Source organism: Psychromonas ingrahamii 37, assembly GCF_000015285.1.
Taxonomy (GTDB): Bacteria; Pseudomonadota; Gammaproteobacteria; order Enterobacterales; family Psychromonadaceae; genus Psychromonas; species Psychromonas ingrahamii.
Map to the genome: position 1 here is coordinate 1732830 of NC_008709.1, position 21000 is coordinate 1753829.

The window sequence follows — 21000 nt, forward strand, 5'->3', positions numbered from 1 at the left end:
GGTTTTCAGCTTTTGGCTTTCGAGTATTCGAATCAAAAACTGTGTTGGCCAATCATTGCCGGGCTTTGATGACTGCTGAATAAACGCGAGTGCAGGCGCAGGGCATGATTGTCCGTAAGGCTTGATATGTAATCAGCGATAACCCGTTTTTCGCGGGAAATATCCCCTTGTTGTGCTCTCCACAAGGTTTTTACCTGTTCAGGTAAAAACCGTAACGGGCCTGCATTAAAGGCTTCAAATAATTCCATTACAATCTGTTGCCCGCGATATTCCATAATCTGTAAATCAGGGCTTTTAATAACATAATTTAAAACAAAGCCTTTCAGTATCTTTAATACCTCAAACATAGCTGGCGCTAAATAAGCGTTATAAGCGAGCAGTGGATCGTGAAAATCAGCCCTTACTTTTTTAATCTGAATGGAGGTGATTAGTGCATTAACCAGGGCACCAATCGCATCTTTACGTTTAAAGTGCTGCAGAGAAAACAGATTGTCGGTTATCTCGGGGAGCTGATCCAGAAGACAAAAATCAGTTATTTTGGCAAGTTGTGTTGCCACTTTTTCCTGCCATAATGATTTACTGATAAACCCCATCGCAATGGCATCCTCTAAATCATGTACGCCGTAAGCAATATCATCGGCAATCTCCATGATCGAGCAATCTATTGATTTATAGCGTGATTTTTTATGGAATTGCAGATTGCCGTTTTGCGGGCGAACGGTTTTAAATAATGCTTGATCGCTCTCTGATAAGGGTTCCAGAACGGCATCTAATAAAGCCTTATCATGATCGTAAATACCTTTTGCCGGCATCCACTCTTCGGTTTTTAATTCTCGAAAATTGCGACTGGTATCCGTTGGATAAGGTGCACTTAACTGGCTCAGGCAGACCGGATATTTTAATAAACCTAATAAACTTCTCCGGGTCAAGTTCATACCATTAAACTCAGTGTAGGGTTCAAGCTGGGTTAAGATTCGAAATGTTTGCCCATTGCCCTCAAAACCACCATGATTAATCATCATATAATTTAAAGCCGTTTCACCCCCATGACCAAAAGGCGGATGACCAATATCGTGACTTAAACAGATGGTTTCAATCAGATTATTACCGGGTAATAAAGTTAATAACTCCGGCTGAGTCAATTTTAAATATTCGACTATCCCCGCGCCAATTTGAGCAACTTCCAGAGAGTGGGTCAGGCGGGTACGATAGAAATCACTTAAACCGTTATTGTGAATTTGGGTTTTAGACTGTAAACGGCGGAAGGCTGCTGAGTGTAATACACGCGCTTTATCGCGCTGAAAAGGGGTACGTTGATCACAAAGACGTTTTTTACCCGGTTCATCAGCCAGTCGGGTTAGCCATTGCTGCGATATTATTAATTTAGGCACCGATTGCTGTGCAGGGTTATTATTTTCTAAATTCATAGTGACGCCATTAATAGTTAATGATGCTAAAAAGTGTAACCTGTTCACATAACAATACATACCAAAATCAGTAAAAAAGAAAGGGCAGTTATTCACTCTGAGCGATAGAAGAGACTGTAGCAGGGAATAGTGGCTAAAAAAGGTCACGCCCTCTGACTTTTAAATCTAACTGCCAATTCAGCTCTTCTAATTTGTTGAAAAGTAACTACTATTAAGCTCAACCTATTTGAAGAAACTGATTCCTGCATCTTCAAATTTATCTTTATAATTTGAGGGCTCACTTATGATGGAAATTAAAAACTTATTAAGCATGGACAGTGAAATTGTTTTTGGCATTATCAATGAACGGTTACGGCTGGAGTGCGATAGTTTAGATGAACTGTCACATCGTTATAACCTGGATACTCAGGCATTAATTGAAAAATTAAAATCGGTTGGTTACCACTACAATTCGACTACTAATCAATTTAAAGCCGATTAGTGGATTATTTACCATTAAATCTTGTGGTTACTTGGTCTTGCATAAATCGTCTAAGCAGCCACTTTTTCCGGTGGCTGTGGTTGTTATTATTTAAATTACTTTTCGTCTTGCTGATGCCTGCATCTTCAAGTAATTTGGGTATAGAGAACTAACACGAGTTTTTACTGCTGGAATTCAATATTATGAACCACTACTGCTATTACAATAGTCCAACCGGTACACTGACCCTGCAGGCAAATGCGCAGGGTTTACTGGGGGTCTGGTTTGAAACCCAGCATACGCAACCTGAAAACCTCGGGCTGTTGAATAAACAGCAGCCGATATTGATACAGGCAAGAGTGCAGTTGGAGGAATATTTCAGGGGGGAGCGGGAGTATTTTACGCTGCCGGTAGCTGCTACCGGCACTGTTTTCCAGCAACAAGTATGGTCTGCTCTTGCGACTATTCCCTTTGGTAAAACATGGTGCTATCAGGAACTTGCCAATGCGATAGGTAACCCTAATGCGGTACGCGCAGTCGGCCTTGCAAACAGTAAAAACCCTATTTCGATTATTATTCCATGTCATCGTGTGATTGGCAAAAATGGCAAACTGACAGGTTATGCTGGAGGCGTTGAACGTAAACAAGCCTTACTAGAGCATGAAGGGGTCATATTGAGCTGATGACCCTACAGCTGTTTTTTTGGCCACAAGTTGTTTGTTAAGCATATATCAGCAGCTGAATTAGTTTAATTATCAGACTACAATATCCCCTATTTTAAACCCTAACGGGCCTGTCCATTAGCTCATTCCTTTAGCGCACTATAGTCGCTCCGTCTGATAGATAGCCCAGCCATATTTGATCGTTAATAGCGTCGATCTTTATAACAGTGATGGTCAAATCCGTTTATGTTATTTAAACTTGTCTGAACAATGTTTATATCAGGAGATAAGATGCTAATTAAATTTAACCAGGGCCGCATAATAGCCAATAATAGAGATATCATGATCAAGCTTGAAGGTGATGCAAAAGTGACGCTGCAGGCTCAAGTTGATGAAATTTCACTGCTCGGTGGTGCAAATGTGATCACTGCTTTAGGGAGTGGACTCAGTTGGTCTCTGCGCTTGGACAATCGTGAACAACTCGATAATCTAGCCGCTGCCGTCGGCATTCCAATTCAGGAAAATTAATTTATCAGGCGCAAGTATCGATTTTTCTGTGCGGGTATTACTTATTCATTTGGATTCGAGTAAGCCCATTTCAACAGCCTGCGCATTTTTTTCAGAATTGAGACCAGCAGGGATTGCTTTGTGAATATTCTGCCGGGCCATCATCCGATACTGTTTGGGCGGAAGACCTTCAGCTGTTTAAAAATACCATAAAAGTGCGCATTGGTGGTAAAACCTACGGTCATGGGAATATCGATAATCAAGCTATGAGTATGAAATAAGAGCGCTTTAGCATAGTTTATCCGCATGATGTGAATATGTTGCAGCGCGCGGGTATAGAGTTACTCGTTATGAATCTGGACAGCGCATCATTGCTGATACTTGAAGCTGTTTAATCGCTTAAACTGTTATTTATACCCATGTTACTTAAAAATGTTTTGTCAGGCGCAAGGTCTTCGATAAGAGCAAGATGCAACATGACCTTTCGAGCGATTAACTGCGTTAATCCTCTAGCGGTAGATGCAAATGCAAGCATTTACATCTTAAATGGTTATTCCCTTTTCGATGGGTGCAACGCAGCGCTGGTTTTCGAGCTTGCGCCCCGTAGGGCAAGGAAAATTACATCTTGAAGTCTCATGGGTATATAAACATCCATAATCAATAACGCCATTATTTAATAAGGTAACGGTTGTGAAAAGATGCTGTTTTGATAACGAATTGCTGTCGCCCTATGACAGCGATTATTAAGCTAATTTATTAAAGCATATCAAGGGTGATGTCATCAAAGGCATAAACGCTGCCTTGACCGATAAACTTACCAAGCGGTTGCATGCTCCATCTTGAAATTCTTTTAATGCCACCGCCCAGATTCGATTTATAGTGGTTTCTCCTGATCAATGTCAACCTTATTATTTTCCATAAAGCATTAATATATCTGCGCTAAAATATTAAAAATCCTATCTTATTGATAATTTTATTGTTTGATTTGTCAATTTTTTATAACGCTTATTTTTGTCTTTGTGTTCCGATTACAACGCAATAAACCGCTTTATCACTCAATTTAAGCAATCATTATTAAAAACTGAACTAACTCATTGAATATCAATAAAATGTCATTTATTGTTTGTTTTCTTTAAAATAAATAACATTAAAATACTTATACCTATTCGATTATCTATTCAGGTGTGGGAAAAATACATAAAAACAAGGCATTGATTGCAGTAATAGTCGTTATTCTAAGTACCCAAAACAGCAGGGCACTATTTTTTACGGTTTGAGCTGGCCGCAAAAAAATCAAATAAATGGCAAAGACACTGTATAACTAGTCTGTTTTTAACCCGCATAAATGAACTCGGATTTGGTATTCATAAAGGAGCAAACCATGCTGACGCAACCACTAAAATATTATTCACAGTCTACTTTTGAGCGTATTTGTGCGAAGGCAAAAGAGGTTGAAACCCCCTTTGTCATCATAGACAGTGCCACTGTTGAAGATCATTTTGATGCATTGAGGAACAATTTTCCCTGGGCGGAAATCTATTATGCTTTAAAGGCAAATCCTGCTCATGAAATTATTGATATTGTTAATAATAAAGAGGGGGGATTTGATCTTGCCTCTACCTATGAGCTTGACCGGGTAATCTCCCATGGTACTGATCCGGATCTTATCAGTTATGGCAATACCATCAAAAAACGGGCAGATATTAAATATTTTTATGATGCCGGCATAAGAATGTTTGTTACTGATTCAGATGCTGATCTGGCCAATATTGCCGCCATGGCGCCCGGTGCTAAAGTTTACGTCCGTATTCTTACGGAAGGCAACTTGACCGCTGACTGGCCGCTGTCGCGTAAATTTGGCTGCCAGCCTGATATGGCAATGGATCTTCTGGTCAAAGCTCAAAAACTGGGTTTAGAACCTTATGGTGTTTCATTTCATGTCGGCTCGCAACAACGTGATATTGGTGCCTGGGATGGGGCGATTGCGACGGTGAAAGTTATTTTTGAACGTCTTAAATCAGAAAATAATATTGAATTACAGATGATTAATATGGGGGGAGGTTTTCCTGCTCAGTATATTCATCAGACTAATACTTTAGCAGTCTATGCGGCAGAAATTCAGCGTTTTCTGATTGAGGATTTCGGTGCAACACTGCCGCGCATTATTCTTGAGCCGGGCCGTTCCTTAGTCGCTAATGCGGGGATCCTGGTGACTGAAGTGGTGCAGGTTTCACGTAAGAGTAATACTGCGCTACATCGCTGGGTATATACCGATGTTGGGCTGTTTTCTGGAATGATAGAAACCCTTGGGGAGGCGATTAAATATCCGTTATATTGCGAAACCTCCTCGCCAGGCACGGGGGAGGAATCTGAAGAAGTGGTCATCGCAGGGCCTACCTGTGATAGCGCTGATATTTTGTATGAGGATTATAAATACCGACTACCGCATAGCTTGAAAGAAGGAGACCGGCTTTTTTGGTTTTCAACGGGGGCTTATACCACCTCTTATAGTGCGGTTGAATTTAACGGATTCCCGCCATTAAAATCCTATTTTGTATAATCAGAAAACAGCTGGCGGTTTTTTTATACAGCGCACGAAAAGGGAGATATGCGGGTGACTGCATCCAGTATATAATCAAATTTTTTGTTTAGCACTGAGCAGCAACTTCTCCCATGGAATTTGCACAATACAGAACAGCGGAATAAATACACCGATTCTAATCCGCTGTTGATTATTTAAAGGAAAAATTATGGAAGCCAATCATGTTGAAGTCAGGCATTTAACCAAGCAGGATATGCAGGAACTGCAAAATGCCTGTGCAGATGTATACCACATAGACAAACTTAATACTTGGGATGAATATGCTATAGATACCCTGTTAAGCCGTTTTCCCGATGGGCAAATATGTGTTTGTGTGGACGGTAAAGTGGTCGGTTGTGCTTTGTCATTAATCATTGATTACGCAAAATTTGGCGATGATCATACTTATAATGAAATCACCTCAAATATGACTTTTACTAAGCATGATCCGGATGGGGATGTTCTATATGGTATTGAAGTGTTTATTCATCCTGACTATCGGGGATTAAGACTGGCACGTCGTTTATATGTGGCAAGAAAAGAGTTATGTGAAAATCTTAATTTGCGTTCCATTATGGCGGGTGGTCGTATGCCCAATTATTCAAAATTTGCGGATCAATTCACTGCCAAACAATATATAACCAAAGTAAAAGAAAAAGAAATTTATGATCCGGTATTAAGTTTTCAATTAGCCAATGATTTTTTTGTGCGTAAGCTGCTCAAAAATTACCTTGCCGGTGATGTTGAGTCAATGGAATATGCCACCTTATTAGAATGGCCAAATATTTATTATACCCGTTCAGTTAAACTGATTAATGCACCTAAAACAGAAGTGCGTATTGGTTTAGTACAATGGCAAATGCGCAGCATGGCCGATTTGAATGATCTCTATGAACAAATTGAATTTTTTGTGGATGCGGTATCGGATTATGAAAGTGACTTTATTCTTTTTCCGGAACTGTTTAACGCACCTCTGATGGCCCAATTCCATCATTTAAATATTCCGGAAACTATCCGTAAGTTAGCGGATTATACTATTCCGATTCGTGATAAATTTATTGAGTTTGCTATTACCTACAATATCAATATTATCACCGGCAGCATGCCCTATGTGGTTGACGACAAGCTCTATAATTCCGGGTTTTTATGCCGCCGGGACGGGACTTGGGAGCGTTATGATAAATTACACGTCACCCCTTCAGAAAAAAGAAATTGGATAATGACCGGAGGGGATAAGATTGAAGTCTTTGATACCGACTGTGGCAAAGTGGGGATTATGATCTGCTACGATGTTGAATTTCCAGAATATGTGCGTTTATTGGCTGATCAAGGTATGAATATCTTATTTGTGCCCTTTTTAACTGATACTCAAAATGGTTACACTCGTGTGCGTCATTGTGCCATGGCACGTGCGATTGAAAATGAGTGTTATGTGGCTATTGCAGGGGCGGTCGGTAACCTTGCCCGGGTCAATAATATGGATATTCAGTATGCGCAATCTGCATTGTTTACGCCTTCTGATTTTGCATTTCCAACCACAGGTATTAAAGCGGAAGCAACCCCTAACTCTGAAATGAGCTTAATTGTGGATGTTAATTTAGATCTCTTAAAAGCATTACATAACCACGGCAGTGTGCATGCGATGAAAGATCGCCGCCATGATCTGTATTCGCTTAAACGTATAGATAAACAATGAACACGATATGGTGAAAGGCTGAAGGCTATAAAGAGCTGAAAAGCTCGAAGCTCGAAGCTCGAAAGCTCGAAGCTCTAAAGCTCGAAGCTCGAAGCCCGAAAGCTCGAAGCTCGAAAGCTCGAAGCTCTAAAGCTCGAAAGCCCGAAAGCTCGAAGCTCGAAAGCTCGAAGCCCGAAAGCTCACAACTCGACAGCTGGCAGCTGACAGCTAACAGCTGATCGCTGAAGGCTGTTCGCTGCGCTTCTCTTTTATAACTAAGCGCTCACCTCATCGACCAAATACAAAATAGACTGATAAGGAATGCCGCTATGGTGGGATAAACCTATCTCACAGGTGCGGCTATTGCTGAAGCCGCGCGAGCAGTTGTCCGGTACTTGCTCTTTGAGTGTCTGCAGTGCTGCTGCATTGAGTTCAGGCGTGGTAAAGCCTTTATCACCCGCCCAACCACAGCACTCAATATGCTCAGGTACAATCACTTTTGAGGCGCAGGCATTGGCGAGTGTAAGCATGCTGTCTGCCAGACCCATACGTCGTGCACTGCAGGTAATATGAAGCATCACTGCTTCTTTAACGGGTGAAAGTGTTAAATATTCGAGCAGATAGTTGAGCACAAAAGCTGTGGGCTCTAAAATTTCCATCGGTTGGGTAAACTGCTCAAGACTGTATTTTGCACAGGGACTGGTATCCATTAAAATTGGCCACTTGCCCTGCTCGCTTGCTTGCCAGAGTGCATCTTCTAACTGCTGTGATTTTTGCTTAGCAATGACTGTCATGCCCTTGCTGTCGTAGGGCATACCACAGCATTGGTCGCTCAAAGCGTCAGGAATAATAATTTCAAAGCCGGCTTTGATAAGCAGAGAGGTGGTCACTTCCGTAAGCGGGCGAGCATCACTATTGCCTGCTTGTTGTCCCATGGTGCGACTGGCGCAGGAAGGCAAGTAAACAACCTTTTTACCATTTCCTGTTTTGTTAGTGACCTTAGTGTTTTTCGGCTGGTGGGGATTAGAAGTCGGCAGTTCAGGTATCCACATGGGTGTTTTGCCGGCGCTTAGCTTGCGCAATCCGTTAGTGACTTTACCGACGACTTCCTCACCAAGGGTTTTCTGCGCAAGTGTATTCACCTTAAATCCGACATTAACCATCTTGGTGGTGGCCGAGAAATGATTGGCTGTCCAGCGGGCAATAGTGTTGTATTTCTGATATTTAGTGGTGCGCAGTTTTTTCACCAGATCGCCGGTATTAATACCGACCGGGCAGCGCTCGGCGCACAGGCCGGTAGCGGCACAGGTATCAACCCCCTGGTATTCAAAGACCTTACGGAATTCTTCTAAATTGTCTGTTTCGCCTGCGGCTTCTCGGCGTTGCAGTTCGCGATATAAGACAATACGCTGGCGCGGTGACAGGGACAGTGTGCGTGAAGGGCAGACCGGTTCACAAAAACCACATTCAATACAACGATCAATCAAATCATCGGCTTTGGGCATTGGTTTGAGGTTTTTAAGGTGTGAATGCGGATCATCATTAATAATTACCCCGGGGTTTAATATGCCCAGGGGATCAAATAAAGCTTTAATCTGCTGCATCAGGGCATGGCCATCTTTACCCCATTCAAGCTCAACATAGGGAGCCATATTACGGCCTGTCCCATGTTCCGCTTTTAATGAACCTTGATATTTCACTGCAACTAACTCAGCCACGGCATCCATAAAGTCGCCATAGCGTTTGATTTCAGCGGGTAAGTCAAATCCCTGAGTGAAGACAAAGTGCAGGTTACCTTCCAGCGCATGGCCAAAAATAATCGCTTCATCGTAATGAAACTTATCGAAAAGCTGCTGTAAATCACGTACCCCGGCGGCTAAGTATTCCACAGGAAAGGCCACGTCTTCAATGATAACGCTAGTGCCAACCTCACGTACTGCGCCAACGGCCGGGAACATGCCTTTACGAATACCCCATAGGGTGGCGACAGTCTCGGCATCGCTGGTAAAAGCGATCGATTCAATCACTTTAAATTGGCTGGCTGTTTGCATAATGGCGGCGCATTGTTGCTCTAAGCTTGCCTTGTCACCAGCACGTGATTCAATCAATAGTGTACCGGCTTCTAAATCCAAGTCTTTGATAAAATCAGGCATGCCGGCTGCATCTGCTACCGAACGCATTGCGCGTCCATCCATCATTTCAACTGCGGAGACGGGACTTTTTGCTAAAGCGGTAACTGCTTGACTGGCTTCTTCAATGTCCTTAAAGACAATCAAAGCAGAGGCTTTGTGCGGGTGATCTATGACTGTGTTATAGGTTATTTCAGCAATAAAGCCTAAAGTACCTTCAGAACCTATCATCAGGTGTTTGATCACATCGATCGGATCTGAATAATCAACTAAGGCATTGATTGAATAGCCAGTGGTATTTTTCAGGCGATATTTATGGCGGATACGCTGCGCCAATTCGTCATTATTTTTGACATCAGCACAGAGTTTTTTAATACCTGAAACTAATGCCGACTGCTTAATTTCAAAAGCTTCAATACTGGCTTTGTCCGACGTATCGAGCAGGGTCCCGTCCGTAAAAACTAACTTCATGCTGTCAACGGTGCGGTAAGTATTTTGTGCTGTCCCGCAACACATTCCGCTGGCATTATTCGCCGCAATGCCACCAATTTTACAGGTGTTGATAGAGGCCGGATCCGGGCCTATTTTACGCCCGAATGACGCCAGATATTTATTGGCATCTGCGCCAATAACGCCGGGCTGCAGGGTGATTTTATGGCCATCGTTGTGAATACTGTGACCGCGCCAATCATCGGTGAGCATAATTAAAACAGAATCCGATACCGCTTGACCTGATAAACTGGTGCCTGCTGCTCGAAAGGTACAAGGAAGGTTAAGCTTAGCGCAGGCCTGAATAGTAAAAATAACTTCATCAAGGTTTTTTAAACGGACCACCATTTTGGGAATTAAGCGGTAAAAGCTGGCATCTGTCCCGTAGGCAAGCAGCAAAGCCTCTTCGGTGAAAATACGCTCATGATTAATCTTTGTGGTCAGCAAATCCTGCAGTTGTTGGTAGTTATGTTGATCGTTATTTTCCATTATAGTTCCTCAATCAAAATTACCACTAATTGGCTGGGTCCATGGGCACCGTAAGTCAGTTGTTGGTGGTTATATTGGTCATTATATTGGTCGTTATATTGCATTACATATCCTCAATCAAAATCACGACCAATTGACTTGGTCCATGGGCACCGTAAGCCAATGTTTGCTGTATATCTGCGGTTTTTGACGGACCGGAAACTAAGACGATATTGGTCGGCATATTGTTCTGCCATGCCTGCATTTCCATCAGCTCTGCAAAGTTGCTGACAATAGTTGAGCGTTTGATCAGGGCAATGTGGCAGGGTGGCACTAATGAAAGGGTTCTTGGCTCGGAAACATCCGGCCACAATACTAATGTACCCGTGTCTGCGATGCCGGCCCGGCAATGCGTAATGCCCGCATCAACATTATTAAACAGACTCGACTTCCAATCCTTGATATCGTTGTCAAAAAACACTGTTTTTAATGATTTAGTCGCTTGAATTATATGTTCATGAAATTCACCACTGGTGCCCAGAGCAATGTGCTCAAGCTGTTTACCGACGGCGACTTCCTCTATTAGCTTGCTGAGTGCTTTATGGCTCGTTGAAATCACTTCGGCATGACTGGCCGATAATCCGGCAATAAAACGTTCTGTTATCACCTTTTCATCCTCGCTCACCCAAGGCTGATATATGATAGTTTCCATGGCTTTTGCTTCGGGCTTGGCATCACGAAGGCGAGATAGAATGGCATTTCTTGCGCTGCTCATGATTTTTGTCCCTGTTTCCGTGCTTTGATTAATTGGTGTAAGGTTTTACCGGCAGGTTTAGGGGCTGTTCGGCATTGTGTCCATGGCCCTATTTTGCTTGGCATTAAGGATCTCATCTTGGTGGCTGACCATGATCCCAGATGATAAAGAGAAGGGTGTGAGGCTGCAAAGGCAAATCCTTTCATTGCCAATAACTCTATTCTGCTGGCTGCGGCTGCCTGCCCTTTAATCGCTGGCCTATTATTTTTGGGCGAATTTTTAGCTTCCTGACGTAAGCGCTGCAGCATTTCTGGAATGGGAATATTTACCGGGCAGACTTCGCCACAGGCACCGCACAGGCTCGATGCTGTCACTAAATCTTTAGTGTTATCGAGCCCCATCATATGGGGTGAAATAATTTGACCAATGGGTCCAGGATAAGTCGTGCCGTAAGCATGACCACCAATACGGGTGTACACCGGGCAGTGGTTCATGCACGCACCACAACGAATACATTGCAGTGTTTGACGCATCTCTTCGTCGGCAAAGGCTTGTGTACGGCCGTTATCGAGCAGCACCAGGTGAACTTCTTCAGGGCCGTCTAACTCACCCGCGCGGCGCGGTGAGCTTATCATATTAAAATAAGTGGTAATGGCCTGTCCCGTAGCTGAACGGGTAAGGGCGCTGTACAGCGGCGGCACATCGCTTAAAAACTCCACCACCTTTTCGATACCGGTAATGGCAATATGCACATTGGGCACCGTCGTACACATACGTCCGTTGCCTTCGTTTTCAACCAGACACAGGGTGCCGGTTTCCGCGACGGCAAAGTTAACCCCCGATAAGCCAATATCTGCATCGTGAAATTTTTTCCGTAGACGGGTGCGCCCGGTTTTAATCAATTCATCCACATCGACGGTCGGGGTGAAGTCATCGAGGTGTTTTTCGAAGGTATCGCTGACTTCCTGCTTGTTTTTATGAATGGCGGGCATAATGATATGGGAGGGTTTATCGCCATCGAGCTGCACAATATATTCGCCCATATCACTTTCTAAACATTCAATACCGAGCTTTTCCATTTCGTGGTTGAGTTCAATTTCTTCACTCACCATGGATTTGCCTTTAATAATATTCTTGGCATTATGCTGCCCGGCAATACCGGCAATGATACTGTTCGCTTGTTCGGTCGTTTCTGCCCAATGCACCTGAATACCATTATTTGTACAGTTAGTTTCAAGCTGTTCGAGTAAATCGGGCAGTTTGCTCAGGCTGCGCTGGCGAATCGCCGCGGATAAATCGCGAATGCGTTTTTCTTCTGTCGGATCTGAAAAAGCAATTTTACGTTTGTCTGTTAAGTAGTCCATTGCGCCGCGAAAATTTTGGCGTAGCTGTGGATCGGCAAGGGCTGCTTTGGCCTGATCATGAAAATGCTCCGGTGCTAAATCTTCAATCTGTACGCCGTTATTTGCTTGGCTCATTCTATTTTCCTCCCGCCCGTGCTAATAAGAAGTGTGCTAATAAGAAGCTCGCTCTCCTGTGCGCTTGAACATGAGACAGACTTTCAATATGGTCGATATTATTCTTTGCTTGGTCCATTCTATTTTCCTCCCGTGCGTTCTAATAAAAAGCTCGCAAGATGACGACCACGCATTGGGTTGCCCTGATATTCCAGCGAGCCGTTAATATTCAGCAGGCAGCCCCAATCGGCACTGACAAAATTACTGGCTTTTGTTTCTGACAAGTGGCGCGTTTTATCCTCAACCATTGCCTGACTGATATCGGAATGACGAACCGCAAAAGTACCACCGAATCCGCAACATTCACTTTCATAATCCTGCTCCCGAATCTTGACGTTATCAAGCTGGCTAAGCAGTTGTGTCGACGTCACGTGGACATTCATCTCCCGACGTGCCGCACAGGAGGTATGCATCACAACCGAAGTATTTTCTCCCTGATCCTTCAATTTTATCCGGCAGACGTTGACCAGAAATTCAGTCAGTTCAAAGACACGCTCGCAAAAATCATCAACCTGGGTTTGGTTTTGATCATCTTTGAATAAACGCCGATAGTGATAATGCATCATACCGCCACAAGACCCTGATAAAACGATCACCGGCCAGTTTTCCGTGAACAAGTCCATCTGGCTTTGCGCGATTATTTTAGCTTCTTGATCGTAACCTGAGCTATAAGCTGGCTGACCACAGCAAGTTTGTTTTTCAATGAAGATAACCTCGATCCCCTGTTGCTCTAACAATGTGATGGCATCAAGACCGGCTTGTGGATCAAACAGGTCAACCAGACAAGTCGCATAGAAGTATACTTTGACCGGTTTTGCAGGGTAGATTCGCATTGGTTTTTCCTTTTGCTGCCACTGTGTCTGTCGTTGGTAGTCAGTGACTGTTGGCGTTAATAAGTTGCGAATAAAAAAGTCATTCGAATTCGTCGTTATTATTTCAGCATGAGCCGGAGAATAAACCTAAGCTAATGCTGAAATTTTGTGATAGCGGTACGCTATTATTGAGCTTGTTCTGCTGCCATCAGAACATCGGTGATATTAAAACCATAGATAATCACTAAACCAATCACGCCGGTCGCAATAAGGTAATAGAAGGTCGGGATAGCTGTTTTACGCAATATCAAACCTTCGCGGCCCAATAGTCCCACCGTTGCAGAGGCTGCTACTACGTTGTGGATAGCAATCATATTACCTGCCGCGGCACCCACCGCCTGAAGTGAGACAACTGCCGCCGTTGAAATCGATAATGTTTGCGCTACTTCAAATTGAAACTGGCCAAGCATCATATTGGAAACCGTATTAGAACCCGCAATAAATGCGCCCAGTGCGCCAATTGATGCACTGAGTGCCGGGAAAAAGTCACCCACTAAACCTGATACGAAGTTAGCCGTTGTCACCGGCATGCTGGCTAAATCTGCCGCATTAACACCGGAGTTAATAAAGATACGTACCATAGGAATAGTAAACATCAGTACAAAACCTGCCCCAACTAATGTTCTGCTTGACTCACCGAAGGCACCGGCCAAGGGTTTGATGCTACGTGATTGCAGGATAACCGCAAGCAGTGCCACAAAGACCAGAATACCACCGGGCAAATAGAGCGGCTGAATGGCTGCGCTAACACCCGCTTCGCCTAAAATATTGCTGAAGGATAAGCTGATACCCGTTAAAAAACCTTTGAAGTCTGCATTAACTCGGCTTGCTACCAGAATCACTGCTAACAATACATAAGGTGCCCAGGCAAGCACCATGCTCATTGGTTTTTTGTTATTCTCTTTTAAATCTATTTTCAGTGAACCCAACCATTCTTTCGGCCAGTTATTTTCACTTTCAAAATCCCACTTTGTTTTCGGTACAAGGAAACCTTTTTTCGCGGCGGTGACCACAATAGCAAGGCTGACTAAGCCACCAATTAATGCTGGGAATTCAGGACCGAGGAAAACACCGGTCAGTGCGTAAGGGACAGTGAACGCCAAACCTGCAAAAATAGCGAAGGGCAGGATATCTAGTCCTTCTGTCCAGCTTTTATTTTTACCAAAAAAACGGGTTAACATCATCGCCATTAGCACCGGAATAAAGGTACCCACAACGGCATGAATAACGGCAACATTGGAGGTGATTTCCTGAAGATAGACATCCCAGTTCGATCCGCCGGCAACCAGTGTTTCAGTGATGTTGTGTGTATCAAGCCCTTTATTGATACCCACAATGATTGGTGTACCGACCGCGCCGAATGAAACTGGGGTTGATTGAATCATCATACCCATTAAGACGGCTGCTAATGCGGGGAAACCGATAGCGACTAACAGCGGGGCGGCAATCGCTGCCGGTGTACCGAAACCGGAAGCACCTTCAATAAAGGATCCAAAACACCAGGCAATAATAATCGCCTGTACACGCCGGTCGGCGGAAATATTGGTAAACCCATTGCGAATAACCGTGATAGCGCCAGTATGTTTCAGGGTATTAAGCAGAAAAATGGCACCGAAGACAATCCAGAGAACCGCAACGGTAATCATTAATCCCTGCAGGGATGATGCAATAACGCGGGTGGCGGACATGTCCCAGACAAAGAGCGCTATCAGAGCCGTTAATAAAAAGGCGATTGGCATGGCGCGTTTGGCAGGCCAGTTTAGACCGACCAGCAATATCCCCGATATCAGTATTGGTGAAAATGCGATTAACGCGAGTAGGGTTTCGTTCATAATAGTGTAATCCTTCCAATGTATATTGTTATGTTGTTATAGTCTGCGTACATAGCCAAAATCTTTTTGGTTGTTGTTTGGCTATGTACGCAGTTTGTGAACCGTTTGTTAATTTGATGTTAAGATACGCCTATCTTTTTTGTGGATATATGTAGATAATGAATAACATTATTTCCAAAAGTTGCATAATCATGGCAAAAACAGATGACCTTATCCTCTTTGCTCAGGTAGTAGAAGAGGGCTCTTTTAGTAAAGTCGCAGAGCTAAATTCCCTTACAAATTCAGTAGTTAGCAAACGTATTAAACGATTGGAAGCGGATCTTGGGGTGCAGCTTTTGTATCGCACTACTCGAAAACTGACCGTCAGCGAAGCAGGAAAAGTACTTTATCAGGGTGCTAAAAATGTGAAGCAGGCAGCATTAGAAGCGATTGACGCAGTGTATGGATACGGTGAAAGTGTTACGGGTCATCTTAAAATGTCAGTGCCGAGCATTTCTGGTGATTTAGTATTGGCCGGCGCAGTTGCTGAATTTTGCAGCATGCATCCCGGATTCAGCGTTGATATGTCTCTGGAAAATTCCTTTATTGATATCGTTGGAGACGGTTATGACCTGGTGATACGCACTGGATATTTGGCAGATTCGAGTTTAATCGCCCGGCATCTTATTGACTCTCAATGGGTTATCTGTGCAGCGCCTGCTTATATCAAGCGTTTTGGCAAACCGATGACCCCGGAAGATCTGATTAATCACAATTGCCTGCAATATGCCTATCAAACAACGGGAGCATCTGAATGGGAATTCAAAGGGATTAACGGTAACTATATTGTCAAAGTCGCGGGTAATTTTTCAACTGATAATGCGACTGCACTTAGAAAAGCGGCGTTGGGCGGCTATGGCTTGGCTTATGTGCCGAAATGTTTGGTGTACCCGGATTTGTTGAAAGGTGATTTAGTGGATATATTCCCAGAACGGGTAGGTAAAAAGTTGGGTATTTACGCCGTTTATCCCTTTAGCCGTCAGCCCCCCTTAAAAATCCGCATGCTGATCGAACACATCAGAGAACGCTATTTATCGATTGCAGAGTATTTTTAACCCGTCATTAACCAAGAGGTTTCCCGATCAGTCAGCTTGTTGAGCAGGAAAAATGGGTTAAAGCATATCGATGCTGATCTCATCAAAAGAATAAACCTTACCGCCATACTCGCGGCTAAAAGCTTGGGCATCGCCCTGCAGGCTAAAACTTGCCAGAGTCTTACCCATGGCTCCCTTTTTTGAAGAATCGACAACGTACCAGGCTGTTTTTGCATCAATAAAATATTGATCGTCTGTTTTCCCCCAGGGCGTTTTACTCATATCATGTACAAACACCTGCTTCACTTGACGTTGATTTTCCGGCTGTAATAAATAACCGAACAGATCCCGTGTTGAGCAAAACTTAGCAATATCTTCCGATTTTTTTTGGTAAAGCTCCCCTTTAGGTCCGGGGAATTTAGAAATAATCATGCCGCACAGGTGGCACTCATCTGCATTTTCAATGGCCGCCACTTGTTTAAGCATTTTTTTTTGGGGCTCCGCTTCTGAACAGCCTAATAGAACAGCCAGCAGGCCAAAAGCCAGTACCGATTTGTAATTAAAAAAACAGTTCATTTTGTTAACCTTTTTTATTTAAATTAGATGGTTATTCACTTAACGCAAGGAAGAAAATACACCAGCTATCAGATTTTAGCTCTCAGCTTTCAGTTTTCCAGCACTCTAGCTTTCTAGCATTCCTGTATTTTATCCACCGAACCTGAAGGCCCAGTTTCGAGAATATACTGGCTATCAGATTTCAGCTCTCAGCTTTCTAGCACTCTAGCTTTCTAGCCTTTTACCCGTCGAGCCTAAAGGCCCAGTTCCAAACCACACTAACTCCGTCATTCCCGAGTTGTCCTGTCGGGAATCTCAGTGGATATAGCGCATACATAAAAGCCAAGCGGCTAGTTCATAACAAATACATCCCGAGATCCCCGACTAAAACACCTCGGGGATGACGACTAACGGAGAGCGGTGTAAAGTCCAATTTTTTACGTCACCCTCCATTTAACCCGTCATTCCCGAGTTATCTTATTGGGAATCTCAATACATAGAATACCAAGCCAATGCGGCTACGAACCCCCCGTCCATTTTTCTTGTGCTGAACGACTGTTTTAGCAAGGGGAAACACGATGTTTCCATTAGGCTCGGCACGCACAGGGATGTGCGATCCGAGCTGGTGCGTTAAAAACAGGTGGATAATATAAGATCAAAAAATGGCCTGGGCGGCACTCTTTTGCTTACTTTGCTCTTGCTGTTGAGAGAAAAGTAAAGTCGCCGTCAAAGGCGAAAGACCAACAATAAAAGTTAAACCAGACGCCTCAAGCGAAGGCCTACGAATAACCGATGTGGTATCAGACCGTCCGAATCGGAATCCCGCCGAGCCTAAAGGCTCAGTTCCAAAAAAGTTTACACATATCTGAATCATCAACACAAACATATTAAATACTTTTTTTACTGAAAATAAACAGCGCAAATAACAGGGGTGAAACAACCCAGGCCAGCATCATCAATAACAAACTTGATACTGAATAGTCACTGTTAATAGCAACGGCCAATACCCCGTTAACATCCCCGCTGTCCAATGCTGCAAGGTTAATCAGGCGAAATAAATCAGCCGGATTAAAGAGCATCAACTGCACTAGTCCCTGCTGCGAGACCCCATCCTTAACACCGATTAAAATCGCTAATAATCCCAGATCAAAAATCAATACAAAAAACAGCCACAGGATCAGTGCCATACCTGCCGCTTTAGACTTTTCTGTTACTGATAAACTGATAATATAAGCTAACCCAATAAAACTAAGACCGAGCAAACTAGCCGTTAAAATAAACAATGCAAAGGTGGGTAATACCGTTGCAAAGTCGGTATTAAAACCTAACAAAATAGCGGCACTGCCAAAACCTATAATAGTTGCCAGCGTAATAATGCTGCCTTGACCGATAAATTTACCCAGCAGCAGCTGAGTATGACTAACAGGGTAAGTCAGCAGTAACAGTAAAGTGCCGGATTCCTGCTCACCCACAAAGCTGTCATAGCAAAGTAATAATGCGATCAGAGGAATAATAAACACTGACAAGCTGGATAAGCTCGCAATAGTAGTGGATAACGAAGGCGGGGTAATTTGCCCCGATGCCACTGAGCCGTAATAACTTAAGCCAATAGATAACAGAGCAAAAATGCAGGTGATTGAAATAAACCAACGGTTACGTACGCCATCTTGAAACTCTTTTAATGCCACCGCCCAGATAGGACTCATAAGGGTTTCTCCTGCTGTACACTGTTGCCCAGAAAGTATTGATATATTTGCGCTAAGGTAGGTGTTTCAACCTGCAGATCTGTCAATTTTTCAAAGGTCATTAACTCACGAATCACCTTTATTTTTTCAGATTCAGGCACATCCAGCTGGTAAGGTGAAACCATAAAAGGGGCCAAATTTTTATTATGCTGCAGTGCATCATTAATACCCTGGGTTTTAATCGAAACGGGTAATTGCGCGATATCCCGGAGTCTGGGCAGTGTCCCCATCGCCACGGATTCGCCGCCCGACAAGATCATCGCCCGGTCAATATGTTGCTCTATACCCGGTAAAATATGCGAACAAAGTATAATAGTTGCGCCGTTACTCTTTAACTGATCAACACTGGTATAAAACTCTTTTGTGGCAGTAGGATCTAAACCCACAGTAGGTTCATCAAGTAACAATAATTTAGGATCACCTAAAAAAGCCTGGGCTAGCCCTAGACGTTGGCGCATCCCTTTTGAGTAGGTTTTAACTGGACGATTTTCGGCAAAGGATAATCCAACTTTTTCTAATAATTCGACAACCTGCTTTTTGTTGGCTGATTTTAAACGTGCAAAATAAGTGAGCACCTCAAATCCGGTGAGCTGATCATAAAAACTGACATTTTCAGGTAGGTAACCAATTTTTTTACGGCTGCTCCAAGCCTTTTTATTTTGCGGATCAACGCCAAAGACAGCGACTTTTCCAGAGCCTGCTTTAATGATCCCTAAAATTAGTTTCATCATGGTGGTTTTACCCGCCCCATTATGGCCAAATAGACCCAGTACTTCACCGGCAGAAAGCTTTAAGTCGATATTGTGCAGTGCGGCAAGCTGCTGATAATTTTTATTAACCTGCTCTAATAATATAATGTTTTCACTCATAAATTTGATTACCCTTTCAGCTGGTAGGTTGAATTAAGCGTTTTTTTTGGCTTTTGTTTCGATTTTGGGAGGCAACATAAGCGGAAAACTGTCTTTAACCCCAGCGGCTTTGAGTACGGGAAATTGTTTTTGCATCCAGCGCAGTAATAACACCGCTGGACTGTCTAATAACACTTTTGCTTCCGGGTATTGCCAGATAAGTTTATCGATACCGTCGTTCGGTTCAAAGGGGGTATCACCCGTGCCGTTGTTATCAAGATCCCAACCTAAATAGTTGCTCCAATAATTACCCCGGCCATTGTGGCTCCATTCCTGCTCTTTATTAGAAACATATTTAACCTGCACTTTATTGTTGATAAAGAGGTTACCAAACACTTTGTTGTTCTCAGAACCTGCGGTTAAATGAACGCCAATTTCAGATGACTTTATTTCATTGTAACTTATTGTATTATATGCTGAATTGTAAACAAACAAAGCTTTCCCCTGGTGCCCAAGGACTTTTTTTTGCGGTTTTGTCCAAACATCTTTGATGCTGTTATGGTCAATGGTTGATGAAGTAATAAAGTTCAGTAACATGCCATAATCTTCGCTGTCACGACTTTTATTACCGCTTACCTGTAAGTGTTTAGAGCTCATTAAAGCGTACCCTGCACGGGTATTGTAAGTCAGATTATTGAGTACTTTATTATGGTGGGAATACATATAATGCACACCATAGCGTAAATCGTGCATGCTATTGTTTCGAAGTACGCTGTCTTGACTGGAGATGATATATAAGCCATCCCGGGTGAAACTGATTTTATTGCCAACCACATCAGCATTAGTGACCACTGATAGCTGGATACCATTACCCCGGTCTGCAGAGCGCAATTCAGGGTTGCCTTGAATACGGTTATTGGCAATTAATATCTGATTAGAGTCCTGTACCCAAATACCAAAACCGTCCCCTTTTAAGGTGTTATTTTTAATAATGAGATGGTTAGATTTTTGCCCGACATAAATAGCGGCGTTTTGCGCGGTTAAATTATCGCCCCAGTTAATAATATTGAGGTTTTTTACACTGATATTCGACGTTAATAACCTCAGCGCATGACCCTTACCCAATCCATTAATAGTGACATTGTCTTTTCCGGTGAGAGTAATACTGTGGCGGATCACAAAATTACCACGGTATTCACCCGCATCTAACTGCAGTGTATCGCCAGCCGAGGCTGAATCTAATTTTTGTTGTAGATTATCACTGCTTTTGATTTCCAGCACAGTCGCATTAAGCCCTGTCTGAAACAGACTTAAGACGGTTATTAATAAAGCAGTTATGATCTTCAATAAATTAATGTTCAATGAATTGATTTTCAACAAATTAATTTTCCTAATAGATTGGTTTT

The 21000-nt window shown here is 43.2% G+C and carries 16 protein-coding genes; 6 read left to right on the forward strand and 10 right to left on the reverse strand.

Annotated features, from left to right (window positions below; all coding sequences use genetic code 11):
• Window positions 1-32: 32 nt before the first annotated feature.
• Window positions 33-1427, reverse strand: coding sequence for an anti-phage deoxyguanosine triphosphatase (locus tag PING_RS07450; protein ID WP_049752951.1), 1395 nt, complete (start codon window positions 1425-1427; stop codon window positions 33-35).
• A gap of 283 nt (window positions 1428-1710) precedes the next feature.
• Between PING_RS07450 and PING_RS07455 the strand changes: the two genes are divergently transcribed.
• From PING_RS07455 to PING_RS07475, 5 genes are all read left to right on the forward strand, one after another.
• Window positions 1711-1908 carry a DUF4250 domain-containing protein gene (locus PING_RS07455; protein WP_011769790.1) on the forward strand — a complete coding sequence of 66 codons (198 nt, stop codon included), beginning with the start codon at window positions 1711-1713 and terminating at the stop codon, window positions 1906-1908.
• A gap of 182 nt (window positions 1909-2090) precedes the next feature.
• Window positions 2091-2570: a methylated-DNA--[protein]-cysteine S-methyltransferase gene (locus tag PING_RS07460; protein WP_011769791.1), complete on the forward strand. Its 480-nt coding sequence runs from the start codon at window positions 2091-2093 to the stop codon at window positions 2568-2570.
• Window positions 2571-2840: 270 nt separating this feature from the next.
• Entirely contained in the window at window positions 2841-3077 is a 237-nt protein-coding gene (locus PING_RS07465) for a DUF3389 domain-containing protein (RefSeq protein ID WP_011769792.1), read from the forward strand.
• 1360 nt (window positions 3078-4437) lie between these two features.
• Window positions 4438-5616, forward strand: coding sequence for a type III PLP-dependent enzyme (locus tag PING_RS07470; RefSeq protein WP_011769793.1), 1179 nt, complete (start codon window positions 4438-4440; stop codon window positions 5614-5616).
• Between the two features lie 190 nt (window positions 5617-5806).
• Entirely contained in the window at window positions 5807-7333 is a 1527-nt protein-coding gene (locus tag PING_RS07475; RefSeq protein WP_011769794.1) for a bifunctional GNAT family N-acetyltransferase/carbon-nitrogen hydrolase family protein, read from the forward strand.
• A 254-nt stretch (window positions 7334-7587) separates the two neighbouring features.
• Here PING_RS07475 and PING_RS07480 read toward each other — a convergent pair whose 3' ends face one another.
• The 5 genes from PING_RS07480 to PING_RS07500 form a co-directional block, all read right to left on the reverse strand.
• On the reverse strand, window positions 7588-10419 hold the full coding sequence (locus tag PING_RS07480; protein WP_011769795.1) for an FAD-binding and (Fe-S)-binding domain-containing protein: 2832 nt from the start codon (window positions 10417-10419) through the stop codon (window positions 7588-7590).
• A 103-nt stretch (window positions 10420-10522) separates the two neighbouring features.
• Window positions 10523-11173: a LutC/YkgG family protein gene (locus tag PING_RS07485; protein WP_011769796.1), complete on the reverse strand. Its 651-nt coding sequence runs from the start codon at window positions 11171-11173 to the stop codon at window positions 10523-10525.
• The gene (locus PING_RS07490) at window positions 11170-12630 is read right to left on the reverse strand and encodes a LutB/LldF family L-lactate oxidation iron-sulfur protein (protein WP_011769797.1); all 1461 of its coding nucleotides are present in this window, start codon (window positions 12628-12630) and stop codon (window positions 11170-11172) included. Before PING_RS07490 ends, PING_RS07485 begins: the two co-directional genes overlap by 4 nt.
• A gap of 119 nt (window positions 12631-12749) precedes the next feature.
• Window positions 12750-13502 carry a (Fe-S)-binding protein gene (locus PING_RS07495; RefSeq protein ID WP_011769798.1) on the reverse strand — a complete coding sequence of 251 codons (753 nt, stop codon included), beginning with the start codon at window positions 13500-13502 and terminating at the stop codon, window positions 12750-12752.
• Between the two features lie 164 nt (window positions 13503-13666).
• Window positions 13667-15373: an L-lactate permease gene (locus PING_RS07500; RefSeq protein WP_011769799.1), complete on the reverse strand. Its 1707-nt coding sequence runs from the start codon at window positions 15371-15373 to the stop codon at window positions 13667-13669.
• Between the two features lie 191 nt (window positions 15374-15564).
• Here PING_RS07500 and PING_RS07505 point away from each other — a divergent pair, with 191 nt between their 5' ends.
• Window positions 15565-16467 carry a LysR family transcriptional regulator gene (locus tag PING_RS07505; protein WP_041766158.1) on the forward strand — a complete coding sequence of 301 codons (903 nt, stop codon included), beginning with the start codon at window positions 15565-15567 and terminating at the stop codon, window positions 16465-16467.
• A 57-nt stretch (window positions 16468-16524) separates the two neighbouring features.
• Here PING_RS07505 and PING_RS07510 read toward each other — a convergent pair whose 3' ends face one another.
• The 4 genes from PING_RS07510 to PING_RS07530 form a co-directional block, all read right to left on the reverse strand.
• Window positions 16525-17022, reverse strand: a complete 498-nt coding sequence (locus PING_RS07510; protein ID WP_011769801.1) for a nitrous oxide reductase accessory protein NosL — start codon at window positions 17020-17022, stop codon at window positions 16525-16527.
• A gap of 866 nt (window positions 17023-17888) precedes the next feature.
• On the reverse strand, window positions 17889-18707 hold the full coding sequence (locus tag PING_RS07520) for an ABC transporter permease (protein ID WP_011769802.1): 819 nt from the start codon (window positions 18705-18707) through the stop codon (window positions 17889-17891).
• On the reverse strand, window positions 18704-19615 hold the full coding sequence (locus PING_RS07525) for an ABC transporter ATP-binding protein (RefSeq protein ID WP_011769803.1): 912 nt from the start codon (window positions 19613-19615) through the stop codon (window positions 18704-18706). The genes PING_RS07520 and PING_RS07525 overlap by 4 nt, the downstream gene beginning before the upstream one ends.
• A 33-nt stretch (window positions 19616-19648) precedes the next feature.
• A complete protein-coding gene (locus PING_RS07530) occupies window positions 19649-20974 on the reverse strand; it encodes a nitrous oxide reductase family maturation protein NosD (protein ID WP_011769804.1) in 1326 nt (441 codons plus the stop codon).
• Between the last annotated feature and the right edge of the window lie 26 nt (window positions 20975-21000).